The organism is Pseudanabaena sp. Chao 1811 (assembly GCF_027942295.1).
Classification (GTDB): Bacteria; Cyanobacteriota; Cyanobacteriia; order Pseudanabaenales; family Pseudanabaenaceae; genus Pseudanabaena.
In genome coordinates this window covers 3,195,733-3,213,632 of sequence record NZ_CP101416.1, presented here as the reverse complement: position 1 = coordinate 3,213,632, position 17,900 = coordinate 3,195,733, and the positions used below count along the sequence as shown (strand labels likewise).

At 42.1% G+C, this 17,900-nt stretch carries 21 protein-coding genes; 13 read left to right on the top strand and 8 right to left on the bottom strand.

All coding sequences use genetic code 11. The annotated features are described in order from the left end of the window. The first annotated feature begins 9 nt into the window (after positions 1-9). Positions 10-354: a slr1659 superfamily regulator gene (locus NMG48_RS14765; protein WP_271252264.1), complete on the top strand. Its 345-nt coding sequence runs from the start codon at positions 10-12 to the stop codon at positions 352-354. A gap of 7 nt (positions 355-361) precedes the next feature. Here the strand turns inward: NMG48_RS14765 and NMG48_RS14760 are convergent, their stop codons facing one another. After that, a complete protein-coding gene (locus NMG48_RS14760; protein WP_271252263.1) occupies positions 362-853 on the bottom strand; it encodes an AbiTii domain-containing protein in 492 nt (163 codons plus the stop codon). A gap of 179 nt (positions 854-1,032) precedes the next feature. Between NMG48_RS14760 and NMG48_RS14755 the strand changes: the two genes are divergently transcribed. After that, the gene (locus NMG48_RS14755; RefSeq protein WP_271252262.1) at positions 1,033-2,136 is read left to right on the top strand and encodes a CobW family GTP-binding protein; all 1,104 of its coding nucleotides are present in this window, start codon (positions 1,033-1,035) and stop codon (positions 2,134-2,136) included. A gap of 38 nt (positions 2,137-2,174) precedes the next feature. Here the strand turns inward: NMG48_RS14755 and trxA are convergent, their stop codons facing one another. Further along, positions 2,175-2,492, bottom strand: coding sequence for a thioredoxin (trxA, locus tag NMG48_RS14750; protein WP_126387462.1), 318 nt, complete (start codon positions 2,490-2,492; stop codon positions 2,175-2,177). Positions 2,493-2,744: 252 nt separating this feature from the next. On the opposite strand from trxA, the gene efp reads away from it, so the two are divergent. The 3 genes from efp (at position 2,745) to NMG48_RS14735 (ending at position 4,294) form a co-directional block, all read left to right on the top strand. Further along, positions 2,745-3,305 carry an elongation factor P gene (gene efp / locus NMG48_RS14745; protein WP_126387464.1) on the top strand — a complete coding sequence of 187 codons (561 nt, stop codon included), beginning with the start codon at positions 2,745-2,747 and terminating at the stop codon, positions 3,303-3,305. Further along, a complete protein-coding gene (accB, locus tag NMG48_RS14740; RefSeq protein WP_271252261.1) occupies positions 3,306-3,791 on the top strand; it encodes an acetyl-CoA carboxylase biotin carboxyl carrier protein in 486 nt (161 codons plus the stop codon). A gap of 266 nt (positions 3,792-4,057) precedes the next feature. After that, complete coding sequence (locus NMG48_RS14735; RefSeq protein WP_271252260.1) at positions 4,058-4,294, top strand: hypothetical protein; 237 nt, start codon at positions 4,058-4,060, stop codon at positions 4,292-4,294. A gap of 84 nt (positions 4,295-4,378) precedes the next feature. On the opposite strand, the gene NMG48_RS14730 is transcribed toward NMG48_RS14735, so the two are convergent. Together NMG48_RS14730 and NMG48_RS14725 are read right to left on the bottom strand one after the other, a co-directional pair. Further along, positions 4,379-4,915, bottom strand: coding sequence for a cyclic nucleotide-binding domain-containing protein (locus NMG48_RS14730; RefSeq protein WP_271252259.1), 537 nt, complete (start codon positions 4,913-4,915; stop codon positions 4,379-4,381). 413 nt (positions 4,916-5,328) lie between these two features. Next, complete coding sequence (locus NMG48_RS14725) at positions 5,329-6,918, bottom strand: glucose-6-phosphate isomerase (protein WP_271252258.1); 1,590 nt, start codon at positions 6,916-6,918, stop codon at positions 5,329-5,331. Positions 6,919-7,262: 344 nt separating this feature from the next. On the opposite strand from NMG48_RS14725, the gene hpf reads away from it, so the two are divergent. The 6 genes from hpf (at position 7,263) to ruvB (ending at position 12,329) form a co-directional block, all read left to right on the top strand. Beyond that, positions 7,263-7,841 carry a ribosome hibernation-promoting factor, HPF/YfiA family gene (gene hpf / locus NMG48_RS14720; RefSeq protein WP_126387474.1) on the top strand — a complete coding sequence of 193 codons (579 nt, stop codon included), beginning with the start codon at positions 7,263-7,265 and terminating at the stop codon, positions 7,839-7,841. Positions 7,842-8,083: 242 nt separating this feature from the next. Continuing rightward, positions 8,084-8,467, top strand: a complete 384-nt coding sequence (gene queF / locus NMG48_RS14715; protein WP_271252257.1) for a preQ(1) synthase — start codon at positions 8,084-8,086, stop codon at positions 8,465-8,467. Between the two features lie 213 nt (positions 8,468-8,680). Then, positions 8,681-9,118 carry an ExbD/TolR family protein gene (locus tag NMG48_RS14710; RefSeq protein WP_126387478.1) on the top strand — a complete coding sequence of 146 codons (438 nt, stop codon included), beginning with the start codon at positions 8,681-8,683 and terminating at the stop codon, positions 9,116-9,118. 43 nt (positions 9,119-9,161) lie between these two features. Next, positions 9,162-10,232, top strand: coding sequence for a hypothetical protein (locus NMG48_RS14705; RefSeq protein WP_271252256.1), 1,071 nt, complete (start codon positions 9,162-9,164; stop codon positions 10,230-10,232). Between the two features lie 113 nt (positions 10,233-10,345). Beyond that, positions 10,346-11,101 carry a creatininase family protein gene (locus NMG48_RS14700; RefSeq protein WP_271255281.1) on the top strand — a complete coding sequence of 252 codons (756 nt, stop codon included), beginning with the start codon at positions 10,346-10,348 and terminating at the stop codon, positions 11,099-11,101. Beyond that, a complete protein-coding gene (gene ruvB, locus NMG48_RS14695; protein WP_271252255.1) occupies positions 11,082-12,329 on the top strand; it encodes a Holliday junction branch migration DNA helicase RuvB in 1,248 nt (415 codons plus the stop codon). The genes NMG48_RS14700 and ruvB overlap by 20 nt, the downstream gene beginning before the upstream one ends. A 190-nt stretch (positions 12,330-12,519) precedes the next feature. Here the strand turns inward: ruvB and NMG48_RS14690 are convergent, their stop codons facing one another. The 3 genes from NMG48_RS14690 to ligA all read right to left on the bottom strand — a co-directional run bounded on the left by NMG48_RS14690 (position 12,520) and on the right by ligA (position 16,753). Then, on the bottom strand, positions 12,520-14,061 hold the full coding sequence (locus tag NMG48_RS14690; protein WP_271252254.1) for a protein kinase domain-containing protein: 1,542 nt from the start codon (positions 14,059-14,061) through the stop codon (positions 12,520-12,522). Positions 14,062-14,068: 7 nt separating this feature from the next. Then, positions 14,069-14,443 carry an allophanate hydrolase-related protein gene (locus tag NMG48_RS14685; RefSeq protein ID WP_271252253.1) on the bottom strand — a complete coding sequence of 125 codons (375 nt, stop codon included), beginning with the start codon at positions 14,441-14,443 and terminating at the stop codon, positions 14,069-14,071. Positions 14,444-14,596: 153 nt separating this feature from the next. Further along, on the bottom strand, positions 14,597-16,753 hold the full coding sequence (ligA, locus tag NMG48_RS14680) for an NAD-dependent DNA ligase LigA (protein WP_271252252.1): 2,157 nt from the start codon (positions 16,751-16,753) through the stop codon (positions 14,597-14,599). Positions 16,754-16,864: 111 nt separating this feature from the next. Here ligA and NMG48_RS14675 point away from each other — a divergent pair, with 111 nt between their 5' ends. Continuing rightward, positions 16,865-17,173, top strand: coding sequence for a nucleotidyltransferase family protein (locus tag NMG48_RS14675; RefSeq protein ID WP_271252251.1), 309 nt, complete (start codon positions 16,865-16,867; stop codon positions 17,171-17,173). Continuing rightward, entirely contained in the window at positions 17,160-17,528 is a 369-nt protein-coding gene (locus NMG48_RS14670; protein ID WP_271252250.1) for a HepT-like ribonuclease domain-containing protein, read from the top strand. Before NMG48_RS14675 ends, NMG48_RS14670 begins: the two co-directional genes overlap by 14 nt. Here NMG48_RS14670 and NMG48_RS14665 read toward each other — a convergent pair. Further along, the gene (locus NMG48_RS14665) at positions 17,525-17,788 is read right to left on the bottom strand and encodes a helix-turn-helix domain-containing protein (protein ID WP_271252249.1); all 264 of its coding nucleotides are present in this window, start codon (positions 17,786-17,788) and stop codon (positions 17,525-17,527) included. The two genes, NMG48_RS14670 and NMG48_RS14665, sit on opposite strands and share 4 nt — an antisense overlap. Positions 17,789-17,900 lie beyond the last annotated feature (112 nt).

Genomic DNA, 17,900 nt, shown 5'->3' with positions numbered 1-17,900 from the left:
ATTTTAAAAATGGAAGTTAAAGGAGATGATTATAAAGTCTGGTATAACGCATCAGACTCAAGTATTTATTGTCAAGGCTCTTTACGATTAGCAGGCACAGAAGAGTATGCTCCAATTGTCCAAATTTTAGAGCATGTAATTGAGCAATCACCTCAACGCATTATTTTAAATCTCTGTCAATTAGAATTTTTAAATAGTTCAGGCATTAATGTACTATCTAAATTTGTAATTAAAGTTCGCCAGAAAGAAAAAATTAGTATTACAGTTCAAGGTTCGGATACTGTACCTTGGCAGGGAAAGTCCCTTAAAAATTTGCAACGTTTAATGCCCGCATTAAAATTAGAATGGGTTTAGTGAGAATCTAGTTTATTGCGATCGCTTTTAATCTTTTAGATACGAGAAATCGAATATTATCTAAAAGATAAATAATCTCTGATGGTGAAACATGTCCACTATCAACCTCACGTCCCGCAGCTTCTGATAGAAACCTCAAAATTTGCTGAGGCAATCTTAAAGTCAAGCCATTTTTGAGGTGTAGTTCTAATTTACGAACCCCTGTATTTAAAGGATAAACCCGATATTGATTTAAGCCATTGATCAATTGTCCCCCATGATCAAAATAATTTAGTTGGACAATGCGATCGCTCGGTGATTGACCACTGTAACCCTCTAGCTCTTGTTTTACGAATTGAGCTAGGTCGTGCAAATTATGAGCTTGGGCAAATAATAAACATTTTTCTAAAGCATGGGTCAAAGGTAATTTAGTGATCACCTCTTCTATTTCTAGTTGTAGTTCTAAAGCGGCTAAGATATCGTTAAGACTAAGCACAGTACAAGATTCGGAAACTGACATAATGCTCCGTACTAGGTTGTAATTTATGCAGATATATCCATCTTAAATTGTTTGTAGAAGCGTCCTCGAAGGGGGAATTCCTACAAACTTTAAAAAACTTTCAACCCACAACTGGGCGATTTCTACTAGCGTATGGCGACTGTTAAGATGAAGAATAAAGTTATTCTTGCATAAAGTCCATGCTTACTTCCGATCGCAATGTTACAGAAGATCTTACACAGGACATTATTGATGTGGATGTACCCAAACGCGGGATGCCCGTCACCATCATCACAGGATTTTTAGGCAGTGGTAAAACTACACTACTCAATCATATTTTACAAAACCAGCAGGATCTTAAAGTTGCAGTTTTAGTAAATGAATTTGGCGATATCAATATTGACAGCCAATTGTTGGTGGCAGTGGATGAAAACATGATGGAACTGAGCAACGGTTGCATCTGCTGCACGATCAATGATGGCTTGGTTGATGCTGTTTACAATGTTCTCGAACGAAGCGATCGCATTGATTACATGATCGTCGAGACTACAGGTGTCGCTGATCCCCTACCCATTGCCCTTACTTTCTTAGGTACAGAGCTACAGCATTTAACCCGCCTCGACTCGATTTTGACTGTAGTTGATTCCGAAGCATTTACCTCAGAGCATTTCAATAGTGATGCTGCCTATGCCCAAATTATGTATGGCGACATTATTATTCTCAACAAGACCGATCTTGTCACTGAAGAAAAACTCCAAGAGCTAGAAGCTTTCATTAATAAGACCAAAACTAAAGCGAGAATTTTGCGATCGCATTTGGGGATCGTGCCATTACCCCTAATTCTTGATGTGAAGATCGACCAATCAGCGATCGCGCCTAGTCAAAGAGATAAAGATCATGCTCACCACGAACATGAACATCACGATCATGGCAGCCCAGACTCCCATGAACAATGCCACGATCCCGAATGTAACCATGAGCATCACCACCATGAGCATCATCATCATTCCGATCACCTAGAAAACGACGGATTTATATCTATATCATTTCAAAGCGATCGCGCCTTTGATCTTGATAAATTTCAAAACTTTTTAGACAAAAAATTGCCAATAGATGTCTTCCGAGCTAAAGGCATTTTGCACTTTGCAAATATTGATAATCGCTATGTATTTCAACTGAGTGGCAAACGCTATGAGCTAAAAAATGATGATCGCGGCAAATCTTTAAATAATCAGCTAGTGATTATCGGACGCAATTTACACCGAGAAGAGTTATTTGCTGAACTTACCGATTGTCTCGTCTAATCACCAAAGAAGCGGCGCAATGCACCGCTTCTTTGGTTTTAAGCATGAACCGCTAAGCGATCGCATAATTGATCGGCTTGGATGACCCCCTCAACGCGATCGACGGGTGAGCCGTCTTTAAATAGAACTAAAGTTGGTAAAGCGTAGACTTTATATTGAGAAGCAAGATCAGGATAGTTATCTGTATTGATTTTCACAATCTGTACCTTATCCTTCATAGTTTCACTTACCTTGTCAAGAATTCCTGTCATGAGTTGGCAAGGACCACACCAAGGTGCATAAAAATCTACAAGAACAGGCAATTCTGAACTTTCTAACAACTCGTCAAAACTACCAAACTGCTTTGTTACTGACATGAGGCGATCGCTCCTTTAAAAATTCAATTCTATAGCAATTCCCAAAAAAGTAGGAAGACGCTTCTCAGCAGTTGTTGAGTTTGTCTATGGACATAAAACCCAAAAGATGAGATGCGGCGCAATGCGCCGCATCTCATCTTTTGGGTTTTGATTTGTGCCAGCGTACTCTTGCGTTGCTGTAGGTTTAAATTTTTTTGTCGCAAAGGTTACACCTCTAGGCTAGAATAAGCTCTGGCTATTACTCAATCCGCAATGATCTCTAGTAACGATTTTCGACCCGGCGTAACAATTGAACTCGATGGCGAAGTCTGGCGTGTAGTTGAATTCTTACACGTAAAGCCTGGTAAAGGTTCGGCTTTTGTACGCACCACGCTAAAAAGCGCCATGACAGGTAAAAACCTAGAAAGAACCTTTAGGGCTGGGGAAATGGTTCCTCAGGCTGTGCTCGAAAAAAGCTCCATGCAGCATACCTATAAAGATGGCGAAGATTATGTCTTTATGGATATGCAGAGCTATGAAGAAGCTAATTTGACCGCTTCCCAAATTGGTAGTCGTGTCAAGTACATCAAAGAAGGCATGGAAGTCAACGTTGTCCGTTGGGGTGACAGAGTAATTGACGTGGAATTGCCTAATACCGTCGTGCTAGAAGTCATCGAAACCGACCCAGGCTTAAAAGGTGACACTGCAACTGGTGGCAGTAAAGCCGCTAAGGTGGAAACAGGCGCATCGATCAACGTTCCTCTCTTTGTGAACATTGGCGATCGCATCAAAATTGATACTCGTGAAGACACGTATTTGGGGCGTGAAAATTAGGTGGAATTTAGCTTAGAGCAATTACGTGAACTAGTCACGATTCTAAACAAGACGGATATTACCGAACTCACTCTAGAATCAGGTGATTTACGTCTGAGCATCCGCAAAAGCGAAACTAAAGTTGCGCCTGTGGTACATGCTGCACCTGCTGTTGTGTCCACAGTTCATTCTGTAGCGATCGATAATACACAGAGTAATCCTGTAGTGCATACCACCACGATCGCTGATGCTATTCCTGCGAAGAAGCTAATCGAAATTACATCGCCAATGGTCGGTACTTTCTATCGATCACCTGCACCCGATGAAGCACCCTTCGTCGAAATTGGCGATACCGTCAAGAAGGGCAGTACTGTTTGTATCATCGAGGCAATGAAGCTAATGAATGAGATCGAAGCTGAGTCTGGTGGCAAAATCGTAGAGATTTTGGTTGAGAATACTCAACCAGTTGAATATGGTCAAGTTTTAATGCGAGTTGAACCTAACTAAAAAAGTAGCTCAAAGCGCTAATTTTTATTTAAAGACAAGGGACTTACACCCCTTGTCTTTTTTATTAACAGAAGATGGGTGGCGGCGCAAAGCGCCGCCACCCATCTTCTGTTTTTGTGTCATAGCAAGTCTAGCAACAGCTATCACTTTGGGAATGCATCGCGATCGCATCAAACATCCCCTCAGAAGGATTGCTTTTAATTGTAAATAATTATTAAGATATGTGCATCAAACATCAAGTAAATTCACATATTCAGGGGAAACCAATGGAAACCAAATTTGACTTTAGCGGCAAAGATCTATTCACTCCGATCGCTTTTCGTGAAGACTTTAATCAATTTGCACGGTTGAGTGAAACCCAAGCTTGGTCTTTATTTTTTACTGCAAGCCGTGAAGACAATGCCCTAGGCTTTAGTCGCGCCGCAGGAAGATTCTGGACTGGTTTACTAGTGGCTACAGTTCTTGAATCAATTCTGGGCGTTATTATTTTTCACACTTCCTAAATAAATTCAGTGCATAAATCCTATGAGGTACATCTCAATTCCTTGGCGTAAGGGGCTTCAGCCCCTTGCCTGTACCTCGCCAGATTAAGAACCACGTACATTTTTAATTAACCAATTAAATTTTGCTTCAGCTAGTTCTAGATTACTAATCATTGATTGCCCGAATTCTCCAAAATGTAACGCTAAATCATCACCGTCATAACCATATCCAAGACGGTTGACAGTCCCACGCAGACGATCAGAAAGACAAAGACAGATAGCTCGATAAAATCGTGAGGAAAACCCAAGATCCTGTTGAAGCTTAGATAAAAGTTGCATTCTGGGGATTGATAAGACAACACTTTCCTCTAGCGATCGCACGCTAGCAAGCGGTGGACGAGTATCAATAAAGGAAACTTCACCAACAATTTCACCTGCGGAGATCATTGCCAATTCTTTGTGATCCTGTGACTCAATCACGACACTAAATGAACCGCTTACAACAATATATAAAGCCTCACTCACCTGCCCCTCTCGCATTAATAAACGATTAGGCTGGATTGTTTCCTTTTTACCTTTTTGGACAAACCAGTCAAGGTCGCCATTGTTAAGTTCACTAAAGAAAAGTAAAATTTTCTTCACTTTCAACCTCTATAACTGGATTACATATAAGAAACCATATTCTTGCAGATCCTTTTATAAAAAGGACAAGGATAATTAAAAAATTTAAGAAATTTTGATTTCAAGATTTGGTATCACAAAAGAAATCATGCAGAATAATTTTGGATGCGTTGATATGGCGTACTTTTTAGTTGCTTTTATCTGCATCATCACATCTTTAAGAATTGCTCAACAGTATTCTATTAAGTAAATCCATATAACTAGAACTCAAATCTAAAACCTACGTTGCAAGTTAGGCATGTACCGCAGGTTTTAGAATTCTATATTTAGTTAAGCCTAGTTACTTAAAGACATTACGCCATCAATAATAACTAATTTAACGCAACCATCAAAAACAAAGATCAATCTTCACCTTTGATTTTAAAAAATACAATTTACTCAATTAGCATCAGTTTTAGGGTTATCGGTTTAGCGAGATCTCCTTCTAATAAAACCTTACAGTTCGCATGAAGATGACGGGCAATATGGTACAGGGACTCAATTTCATCCAGTGCACCTATTTTTGTAGCAATCTCTTCTAAAGAAAGGGACACTGTGGAAGACTTTAAGGCTGCAACCAATTTCTTTTGTAACGCTAATACTTTGGCTCCTGCCTTTTTACCCGCTTCAACCCCTGGCTGATGGTAAGCATTAATATTTACTAGCGAAGCATAGAAACTAACCGCTCGTTCGTACAGAGCAATCAATGCCCCGATAGTGAGTTCAGAAACAACTGGAATTGTCACCGTAATCGAGTCTCGCCCATTTTCGTAAAGAGCGCTGCGAGTGCCTTGGAGAAAACCTAGCAGATAGTCACCTGTAACAACTCCTTCTTCTACTTCAGGATGTGGTTTAGCAGAGTCTTGGAGAACTTCGATAAAAGTAGCAAAGAAATTAGGCACACCTTCGCGAAGTTGCTGCACATAGGCATGTTGGTCAGTAGAACCTTTATTGCCATAGACGGCAATTCCCTGATAAACCAAATTACCATCAAGATCCTGCTCTTTGCCTAAGGATTCCATTACTAACTGCTGCAAATAGCGGCTGAAGAGGAGGAGGCGATCTTTATATGGCAAGATCACCATGTCTTTTTCGCCCTTGCCATTGCAGGCAAAGTACCATGACATCGCTAGCAGTGCCGCAGGATTTTGACGCAGATTTTCTACACGGGTAGCGGCATCCATTAAGTTCGCGCCCCGTAGCATTTCGCGGATATTGACTCCCTGTAATGCCGCAGGTACTAAACCAACTGCCGATAGTTCTGAGGTTCGACCACCAATCCAGTCATACATCGGAAAAGTGTCAAGCCAGCCATTACCGATCGCATATTTCTCTAAGGCACTGCCAACACCCGTAATCGCGATCGCTTGTTTCGCAAAATCTAAACCTGCTTTTTGAAAGGCAAATTCCGCTTCCTTCATGCCATTAGCAGCTTCAGGTGTGCCTCCAGATTTAGAAATCACTAGTACTAAAGTACTGCTGAGGCGATCGCCTAATAGGTCGAGGACTAGGTCGATACCATCGGGATCAGAGTTATCAATAAAGCTAATCTTGAGAGGGACATCAGCTTTAGCCAAAGCCTGCGCGACAAACTGGGGACCTAATGCCGATCCACCAATGCCAATGGACAAAATATCCGTAAATCTTGCTGCATTAGGGGGATGAATGATCCCTGTATGGACTTTTTGAGTGAATTCTTCAATGCGATCAAGGGTTTCCGTAATATCTTTACGTAACTCTTCGGTAGGGGCAATTTCTGGTGATCGTAGCCAATAATGTCCAACCATGCGTTGTTCATCAGGATTAGCGATCGCCCCAGACTCTAAAGCTTTCATATCTGAAAAAGCCTTAGTAAACTTAGGTTGTATCTGTGTTACGAAGTCTGGCGTAAACCTGATCCGACTGATATCCAAGTATATACCTAGCTCTGAATGGTAATATAGCCAGTCTTGGTAACGTTGCCATAGTTCCACAGCCGAATTCATACGAACCTCACATGCTTAAAACAGACGATGCACAATGCCAATCGTAAGCGATAAATAGCAACCTTGTTTGATCTTATTCATACAAAAAGTAGCAGGGTCATCTTGTATGTTTTCTACCTCTGAGGCTAAAAACGCCTAAAAAACAGCGATCGCTGTAAATCTAGGTTAAATCGCTGTAAATCTACGTTAAGAAGTGCATCAAACCTTACTTCATAACACCAGCAAAGTGTTATGGTGATCTCATAGCCAAATCAGCTATTCGGCGCAATGGGGTAATAAAAAACAAGATTGCGCGTGTCAATTTTAAATTAACTGATTTGGAACTCAGAATCGAGGTCATAGAGATGAAACTTGTAATTCAAGGCAAGAATATTGAAGTCACGGAAGCTATCCGCGAATATGTCGAACAAAAGATTGACAAAGCGGTGAGCCATTTCCAAGCATTAACTACCGAAGTGGATGTCCATCTATCGGTGGCTCGAAATCCTCGCATCGCTTCTAGTCAATCGGCTGAAGTAACTGTGTATGCGAATGGATCTGTGATCCGCGCCGAGGAAAAGAGCGAGAATTTGTATGCAAGTATCGACCTAGTTGCTGACAAAATTGCCCGCAAGTTGCGGAAATTCAAGGAGCGCAAGAACGATCGCGCTGCCGCTAAGACCAGTGTTGCCGTTGTTGAGCAACCTCCTGTACCAGTACCAAACGGCAATCGTGTGGTTGAACTGCCGACTCAGGTGGTACGCAACAAATACTTCGCCATGCCTGCCCTGTCTGTGGATGAGGCTCTTGAGCGGTTGGAGTTAATCGATCATGATTTTTACGTTTTTCGCAATGCTGATACAGGGGAAATCAACGTTGTCTATGAACGCAATCATGGTGGCTATGGTGTAATTCAACCCCATGATGTCAATAAAAAACATTAATCCTAATCTGTAAAGAAGGGGCGCTTTGCGCCCCTTCTTTTTTATGGGTCAAATCTTGCCCTTTTTTAGTCTGTATTTGTTACGCTATAGCTATAGCCAGTCTTGTTAGTACACAAACCCAGAATACGAGTGGCGGCACAAAGTGCCGCCACTCGCTTCTTACAAGTGGCTACAGCTATAGAAGACTAGACCCCATCTTGGGTTTAATCTTTTCACTTTTATTTTTTATCTTTAGAGCAGACATGACTGTTAAGTACGGCGAACAAGCGATCGCAGAATCAACCCTCACCACTTTTCCTAACCCTAGAATTGGCAGAGACTATAGCGTTCAAATCACACTTCCTGAATTTACTTGCAAATGTCCATTTTCAGGTTATCCAGACTTTGCGACCATTTATATTACCTATACGCCCAATAAAGTATTGGTTGAACTTAAAGCAATTAAGCTCTATATCAATAGTTATCGCGATCGCTTTATTTCGCATGAGGAGTCAGTCAACCAAATTTTGGATGATTTTGTCAAAGCAGGTGATCCCATCAGAATCAATGTCAAAGGTGATTTTAGCCCTCGTGGTAATGTCCATACAGTGGTAGAAGTCAATTACACCAAACCAATCACTGATTAGTTTTTCTTACTTGAAGTACAGAGAGTTGTGTCACCGCTGAAGGCGGTGACACAACTCTCTGTACTTCGCTAGATTTCATTGTGATTTAGACAAAATGAAAACTGCGCTAGGATGATCACAGTGCTTATGCTTCTTGGCAATCTAAAAATCAGGACATACCATCAAGGAACAATAATATTGATTGATACGTCACAATAGTCTGGATGTTAATTTATGAAAATTCGCAAGAAGTACCAATCATCGGCTAACGCAGAAATAAATCTGACAGCTTTGTTGGATGTGGTGTTTTCGATTTTGGCGTTTTTCATTTTGCTATCATCAGCTCTAATCGTGCCTAGCCGTATTGGTATTGATTTACCAATTAGCGATCGCAACAGCAATGTTGACCAAAACTCAGGCGATCTCAAACCTGAAGATGTTTTTGTAATTACCCTTGATCCTAATGGGCAGATGTTATCCAATGGCAAATCTATTGCACCTCAACAGCTAGAGCAAGATATTCGTAAGTTTTTGGCAGCTTCATCACGGGGAGTAGTTGTATTGAGCGCCGATAATACTAACGTCTCCTATCAACTAGTAATCAATCGTCTTGCCGAGCTAAGAGGAATTGCTGGTAATCGTGTCGCGATCGCCACCTCTAGATCTTCATAATTTAGTCAAGTTGTAAAATAAGTTAAAAACTTACTAGAAAACAATGTTGCCGACCAAACCTAAAAGCCAACTAATTGTAAGTCCATCGGAGCAACCTGTGGCATCTGCCGCCCATAAAGCTTTGAACAAGGTAGCAATGCGTCAGTTTGCTAGAAAAGTAGGCAATTTCGTTGTGAAGAATCCTTTTTGGGTACTGGTAGTTGGTTCTCTTGGAGTCCATACAGCGTTTGTAATGCTTGCTCCAAATCCCATCCCAAAAACAGAAATACCTCCTGAAATTATAGTCCCAACCGTAAAGTTACCACCTGCACAACTAAGTAATCCCCCAAAAGTTAATAAATCGATTTTTGACAATTTATTTGTCAAACCAGCAAATAATAAAATCGATCTATCCACAAGTTCCTCAAATATCTTAGATCGTGTAGATAAATTCCCTCTAGCAGACAACAATACTACCTTTGACGATTCTTTATTTTTAAATCCACAGCCTACCACCACTCCCACCGAAGTTAGTAAAACCCAAGCTCCTATCACAAAACCTAAACCTTCGCCCCCATCGCGATTTACCGAATCTGGACAGATTGATAACACTACCTCTAAAAAAACTGCCAGCAGCAATATAAAACCTGAATTGCAAGGTAATGGCGTAAAAAATGTACCTCCTAGTGGCAACCAAAATGGTAAGACGACGACTCAAAACAATCAAGGAGCTGTAACCCCTAAAACTGGCAATGACGAAAAAATTATTGACTTTACATCGTTTATGTTGACTGATCCAGATATTCTCAAATTCAGGCAACAAGGTTTACTCAAAGAGACCCAAATTGCTGCCAAGGATGTATTAATTCCCTATCCCGATGAAAGAAGAGAAAAAGGTGTAGATTGGATTCCAGCAAAAGCAGCAAATATTTCAGGTAAGAGTGGTACTGTCACTTATGCTTGGCTTGTTGCTCCTGATGGCAAAGTGGAAAAGAAATTTGTAGAGTTTAAGAACACCGTTGATCAAGAACTAGTTAATATTGTCAGAGAGACAGTTAAAGACTATAAATTTAAGCCTATTGATAATCCTCAAAGTGGCAAATATCGTCTCGTCTCAGCTAAGTACGTGTTCTAGCAAAAAACTTATTAATTTATTAATTTCTATTACCTCGACTGGTAAAACTACCCTTGAATTATTTTCCTGCAAATCGTTACTTTGCTTATTTAACATCACCTGCGATCGCCTCAATGCCCAACAAGGAAAATGTGGTGATTATTCAACCTATGGGCGCGATCGAGCAGCATGGTGCACATTTGCCATTGATTGTTGATGCGGCAATTAGTATTGGCGTATTAGGAAAAGCTTTAGAAAAGTTAGATTCTACAATTCCTGCCTATGCTTTACCACCTCTGTACTATGGCAAATCCAATGAGCATAGTACCTTTGCGGGAACGATTACGATGAGTACGCAGACGATGCTAGCAGTATTAACAGATATTGCCGAAAGCGTTTATCGAGCAGGATTTCGGAAATTAGCGTTGATGAATTCCCACGGGGGACAGCCGCAGATTCTCGAAATAGTTGCTCGCGATCTGCATGAGAAATATCCAGATTTGATGATTTTTCCTCTCTTTACTTGGCGCGTTCCGAATGTGGCGAAGGATTTATTAACCACAAAGGAATTAGAATTGGGAATTCATGGAGGGGATGCGGAAACTAGCTTGATGTTGGCACTTTTGCCTGAACAGGTAGATATGGACAAAGCCGTAACAGAGTATCCTTATGGCTTACCTGAACAAAGTATGCTGAGTATGGAAGGGGCAAATCCCTTTGCATGGGTAACGCGAGATTTGACTCAGAGTGGAGTTTTGGGTGATGCTAGGGTAGCAACTAAGGAAAAAGGCGAAAAGATTTTGGCTTCTTTGGTTGATGGTTGGACAGAATTGATCAAAGATATCTATAAGTTTGAGCAACCCAAGGCGTATGGCAATCATCTCCTCTAAACCAAATCCAAATCCCGATGGCGATCGCAATGGTGATCAGGTTGGCGATCAAACTGCTCAAAATCCCGCATTAGTCTCTGAAAAATCTCTGGACAAAACTCCTAGCAAAAAATCATCCCGTCGCAATGCCAAGAAAGATCAACCATCACCCGAAATGCAACAGGCGCTAGATTTATTGCAAGCGGAAGCTACTCCAGAGGAGAAGTTGGAGGATCAATTAGCGAAAGATAATACGGTAGCTGCTGCTCAAGTCGGATCTGATATTAATATCCGTCCTAAAAATCTGCAAGATTATATTGGGCAAAAAGATTTAAAGGAATTACTCCATATTGCGATCGCGGCGGCAAAATCGCGATCGTCTGCCCTCGATCATTTACTACTCTATGGTCCCCCCGGATTAGGGAAAACTTCCCTCGCTTTGATCATTGCTCAGGAAATGGGCGTGCAATGCAAAATCACTTCTGCGCCTGCCCTTGAACGTCCCCGTGATGTGGCTGGTTTACTAGTTTCTCTACAACAGGGAGACATTCTCTTTATTGACGAAATCCATCGCTTACCGAGTGTGACCGAAGAGATTCTCTATCCAGCAATGGAAGATTATCGACTAGATATTACGATTGGGAAGGGGCAAGGGGCAAGAATTCGCAGTGTGCAGTTAAATAAATTTACACTAATCGGCGCGACTACGAGAATTGGTTCTTTATCTTCGCCATTACGCGATCGCTTTGGCTTTGTGCAACACTTCCGTTTCTATGAGCAGGATGAACTCACCCAGATTGTCTCTCGCAGTGCCAAAATTCTAGAGACCCCAATCCATGATGATGGCGCAATCGCGATCGCTGCCAGATCAAGGGGTACGCCTCGGATTGCCAATCGTCTCTTAAAACGAGTGCGGGACTATGCCGAGGTCAAGGCAAAGGGTGAACAAATTACAGGTGCGATCGCGGAATCGGCACTGGAATTATTTAATGTCGATCCTAAAGGATTAGATTGGATCGATCGCAAGTTGCTAACGGTATTAATCGAAAACTTTAATGGTGGTCCCGCAGGTTTGGATACTTTAGCGGCGGCGACGGGTGAGGATGCTCATACGATTGAAGAAGTGTATGAGCCATATCTATTGCAAATTGGCTATATCAATCGCACCCCACGCGGGCGGGTGGCTACGGCAGCCGCATGGAAGCATCTGGGCTATCCTGTGCAAACTGCGATCGTAGGTTTGTTATAGCAATATTCCTGCTAATAAAACGTGAGTTCGATAATGCCATTTGTGCGGCGCAAAGCGCCGCACAAATGGCGGAAAACGGAAAAAATCGCTTAGCGATTTTTTCCGTTTTCCGCCTTCGCCGAACTGACCTTAATAAAATGTCAGTTCGATAACGCCATTTGCACCGTGCGAAACACGATACAAATGGCTTTTAGGACGAGCATCGATAGAAGGTTGTAACTATTTTTTCTAAATTCTTGCTGGTTGGATCTCGCAATAAAAATGGGAAATGACCAACAGGTGGAGATTTGAAGTTAGGTTGGCGACCTTCAATATATTCCCAACGCGAGGTTTGACGATTGTAGGCAGTTTCGATTAGAAGTTCGTCCGATGAGTTAAACCAACCAATATTTTCGTAGGTTCTGCGAATATCCTTCGCAGTTCCATCATAGATTTTTTTCTGTGCAGTTAATCCCTGCTTACCATTACTTGCATTTGTCCATAGTTGATCAATTAAGACCAAATCCGCACAGGTAATTCGATTAAATTCATCAGGATGAAAGGTTCCATCATTATAGGATTGATTTCCTGCGGCTTTTAGAAGCAAGAGATAGGTTTCATTGTCCGCCGCTTTCCAATTCTTTGCCGCGAGATAGCTACTAAGCTGATCATAACTAGTTTTTCGGTCTGGAGATAGACTCGGCAATGTCTGAGGGTTCGTGGCTTCTGGAGAGATGCTCGGCGAGGGACTAGGGCTAGAAGTGGAATTAATATTAAGAGAAATATCGCTCCCAAAAGGATTCCAAACCCTAGATAACAAATAACTTCCCGTTGCTAATAAGAGCAATGCGATCGCCACTGGCAAGAATAATGACGATAGGTGATCAGGCTTAACTTCGCGATCATCAGTAATTCTAGGGGAAGCAGTACTTAACTTAGGAAGTTTCGTGATATCTTTGAGAACTTCTTCGACAGTTTGATAGCGATCGCGAGGATTACAACGGATCATCCGATCTAAAACCAAGGCAAATTCACGGCTAACCTTGGCATAGCTACGCCAAATAATCTCATTGTCACGATCTCTAGGAAATTGGCTCGGATGCTTACCTGTCAATGCTTGCAGAGCTACCATTCCTAAAGAATAAATATCGCTACAGGATACAGATTGTCCACGTTCTTGTTCGTAGGACATATATCCAGGAGTGCCGATCGGCAATGTCACCCTCGCTTTATTATGGGCGTTAGCAACTTCCATCTGTACTTGTTTGACAGTACCAAAGTCAATGAGAACTAGCTTGCCATCACTATGACGACGAATTAAGTTGCTAGGCTTGATATCGCGATGAATGACATTGTATTGATGGACAAACTGCAAAATCAATAGAACTTCTTTGACAATTTGAGCTACTCTCGCCTCTGCCATTTGGCTTCCAGGGGACATTTCTGTACTGAGGGGATGTCCTGCAATATATTCTTGAACCAGATAAAATTCTTTATTCTCTTGGAAATAGGCATAAAGTTGGGGAATACGATCATGCCTTCCCAATTCCTGCAAGGTTTCTGCTTCCGCTTTAAATAGTTCAAGCGCCTTTTGCGTAAAAACAGGATCATCAATGGTGGGGTTGAGATGCTTGACGACACATTTAGGATTTTTAGGTAAACGGGTGTCTTCAGCAAGGTAAGTTTGTGAAAATCCACCTTCTGCGAGTTCTCTAATAATGCGATATCGTCGGTCGAGGAGCTTGCCTAACATAGTGGCATTATACCCGATTGATATAACCTCTCCAACCACCATAGGATGTTATTTCCGTTTGTCCCTCACAGAGGAATGGCTCTCCTAAAACCCCTAAGACCTCCTGACCATTTGCAAGAACAATTTTGCCAATACATAACCCCGCAGGTTCTGACAAGAGAATTTCCCCAAGGGCAGCAGGAGTAATTGACCAGATTTCTAAGGCGATCGCTTGTCCGTTTTCGCTAACTCTGAGCATGGCAGGATGGCGATCGCTAATCGACCAAAGCCGATAAATGGGAGCAGTTATGTCTTCTCTGACAAAGGTAGCACCAACTTTCTGTAAGTTCCCATTTAATTCCAAACCTCGCATCAAAGTACCATTAACAGCAAATTCAATCATATTTACTCAGTTCTCATCCATTATATTAAAGCGCTTTGCGCTCAACACTAAACCAAGAAATTTTTTAAAAGTGTTGCTGAGCAACACTTTTAAAAAATTTCTTGGCTCGTTTAGTCAGAAAATTGCTTTAGGATAGGCGATGCAAAGCGTCGCCTATCCTAATAATTGTAGCAGTTCCTCTTCTGAAATACAGGTCACACCTAGAGATTGAGCTTTTTCGAGCTTGGAACCAGCCTCTGCACCAACTACTAGATAATTTGTCTTTTTACTAATAGAATCCGTGACTTTACCACCTGCGGATTTGATCAAATCCTTAGCTTCATCACGTTTGAGGGTTGGTAATGTACCTGTCACCACAAAGGTTTTGCCTGCAATATTCGGATTGAGCGCGATCGCTTTGCCCTCTTTTGGCTCACTCATAAACCGTAAACCTGCACCCTGAAGGCGTTCTACTAAATGCTGATTGATGTCTTTACGGAACCAGTCATAAATGGATTGGGCGATTTCTTCACCGATGCCAAAGATAGAAGCGATCGCTTCTTTATTCGCACTTGCTAATAGTTCCACATTGGGGAAATTGTCGGCAATGGTTTGGGCATTGACGCTACCCACATGACGGATGCCTAAGCCATAGAGGACTCGCGCCCAAGGTTTAGTTTTGGACTGGGTGATCGCCGCAATAATTTTGTCAGCAGATTTTTGTCCCATGCGATCGAGGGTTTGCAATTGTTCGCTAGTGAGTGTGTATAAATCGGCAACGGAAGTAACATGATTTTCCGTAACTAATTGTTTAACTAATTTCTCACCAATGCCATTAATATCCAGAGCTTCACGGCTCACCCAATGCTCTAGCGCCCCCCGCACGATCGCAGGACATTCAAGATTAATACAACGGGTTGCCGCTTCATCTTCAGGTTTGAGAACAGTCTGACCACATTCTGGGCAATGGGTGGGCATCACAAAACGGGTGGCACTATAGGGACGCAGTTCAGGCAAAATCCGCACCACTTCAGGGATGATTTCTCCAGCTTTGCGGACGATCGCAGTATCACCGATATGTAAATCTAGTTCCGCGAGGCGATCGCTATTGTGCAAAGTTGCCCTAGAGACTGTCGTACCTGCAAGGAGAACGGGACGCAGTTCGGCAACGGGGGTGAGAGTACCTGTGCGTCCCACTTGGACAGTGACGGATTCAATTACCGTAGGCATTTCTTCGGCGGGATATTTCCATGCGATCGCCCAACGTGGTGTTTTTTGCGTGAATCCTAAACGCTCCTGTTGTGGGAAGGAATTAAGCTTAATCACCATGCCATCAGTCATGTAGGGCAGGTCATGGCGTGCGGTTGCCCAATGGTCGTAATAGTCCTGTAGTTCTTGAATGGATTTGCAGAGCTTTTTATTAGGATTGACCCTAAATCCAATTTGTTGCAGAAATTCTAGGGCTTGCCATTGAGAGAAAATAGTAATACCCTCACCCCCAGCCCCTCTCCCAGAGGGCGAGGGGGGCAAAAATAAAGGTAAATCTGATAAGGGAAAATTAGATGGAGAAAGTTTAGATTCGGGAATGTGGACGGTATAGGCAAAGAAATCGAGGCGGCGTTTGGCGACGATGCGTGAATCGAGTTGGCGTAATGTACCTGCGGCGGCGTTGCGAGGATTAGCGAAGAGGGCTTCTCCCTGTTGCGATCGCTCTTGGTTAATCTCATCAAAAACTGCGATCGGCAGAAATGCTTCCCCCCGAATTTCTAAGCGATCGGGAGGATTTTCTAAATTAAGCTTTAAGGGAATGGAACGAATGGTTTTAATATTGGTGGTGATATCTTCCCCTGATGCACCATCACCTCTAGTCGCGCCACGTACGAGTATGCCTTGCTCGTAGGTTAAAGCGATCGCTGAGCCATCAATCTTTAATTCACAAACATATTCCATTTGAGAAACGGATTGCAAAGCAATTTGTTTCTCAAGATTTAATCCTTTTTGACAACGCTCTTGCCATGAGTTTACATCATCGGTAGTGAAAGCATTTTCTAAGCTATAAAGTGGAACATGATGCTGAACTGAGACGAATTGGCTCACAGGCTTTTCACCGACGCGCTGAGTGGGGCTATCGGGTGTAATTAGCTGTGGATATTGCTTTTCAAGATCCAGTAATTCATGGTAGAGCGCATCGTAAACTGAGTCTTCCATCGTGGGAGCATCAAGGGCATAGTATTCATAACTAGCCCGTTGCAAAATCTTCCGCAGTTCTACGGCTCTTACTTGCAGAGTATCTAGTGCTGAACCTTGAGAGTTTTGAGTTTCTGGAGCCATTGCGTTTCGATATTTTGCGAAGACAATTTTGTATGCCTAATCCTAGCAAGTTTTGCTAGTGCTAAGATGTTATCGGCTTAGGTTTTATGTCAATTTAATTTTTAGTGAGTTATGGCTCAACGATTACCCATATTGATACCTAAAGAAGCGATCGCTAGTTTTTGTCAGCGTCATCATATTCGTAAGCTGTCTTTGTTTGGCTCGATTTTGCGTGATGACTTCAGTAACTCTAGCGATGTTGATTTTTTGGTGGAATTTGAGCCAGAACATATTCTGGGGTATTTTCGCTTAACAGGAATGGAGATAGAACTATCGGAAATGATTAATCGCAAAGCTGATTTACGCACCCCAAAAGAATTAAGCCATTACTTCCGTCAGCAGGTTTTACAAGAGGCTGTTGTGCAATATGTCAAAAATTGATGATGCAACGCAATTACATCATATGCTTGATGCGGCTAGGGAATCAGTTGCATTTGTCCAAGGAAAAAGTAGAGAAGATTTGGATAGCGATCGCTTGTTGTCATTAACTCTAGTCAGATTGATAGAAATTGTTTGTGAGGCAGCAACTAATGTATCTAAGCAAAAGCAAGCTGAGCTAACAGGCATTTATTGGCAACAAATTATTGGCATGAGGATTCGCATTGCTCATGGTTATTTTGGCATTGATTTAGATGTGGTTTGGCAAACAATTGTTGAAGATTTTCCCTTGCTAATTTCGCAGTTAGAGCAAGTAATTCCTAACGAAGATGATGCTAACCCAAACTATCGTAATTAGACCTGTTGGGAAACAAAAGCAATATCTTGCGGACGTTGCACTGGTCTTTCTGTCCCATCAATGATTACTGCTTGGACATCAGCAAACTTTGCTAAAAATCCCTCAATGCTATGAATCTTTCTCTCTGGTAGTGCTTGTTTCTGTCCCAACGCTGTTTCCAGTATTGGCATTAGTCGATGTACCCAATCATGAGCGCAGGAACGGTCAAACTCAAATAACACACTCATTAAGTCGAAGGTGGGATAGCATTTGCAGTACAACAGGATGAAAAATAATTTGTCTGCACTGCTTCTCAGTGTTGCTTTCCTACCACCTCCTAATGTTCGCCATCGTATGCTTCTTCATGAGCATTTGCTGGTACGCTTCTTCAAA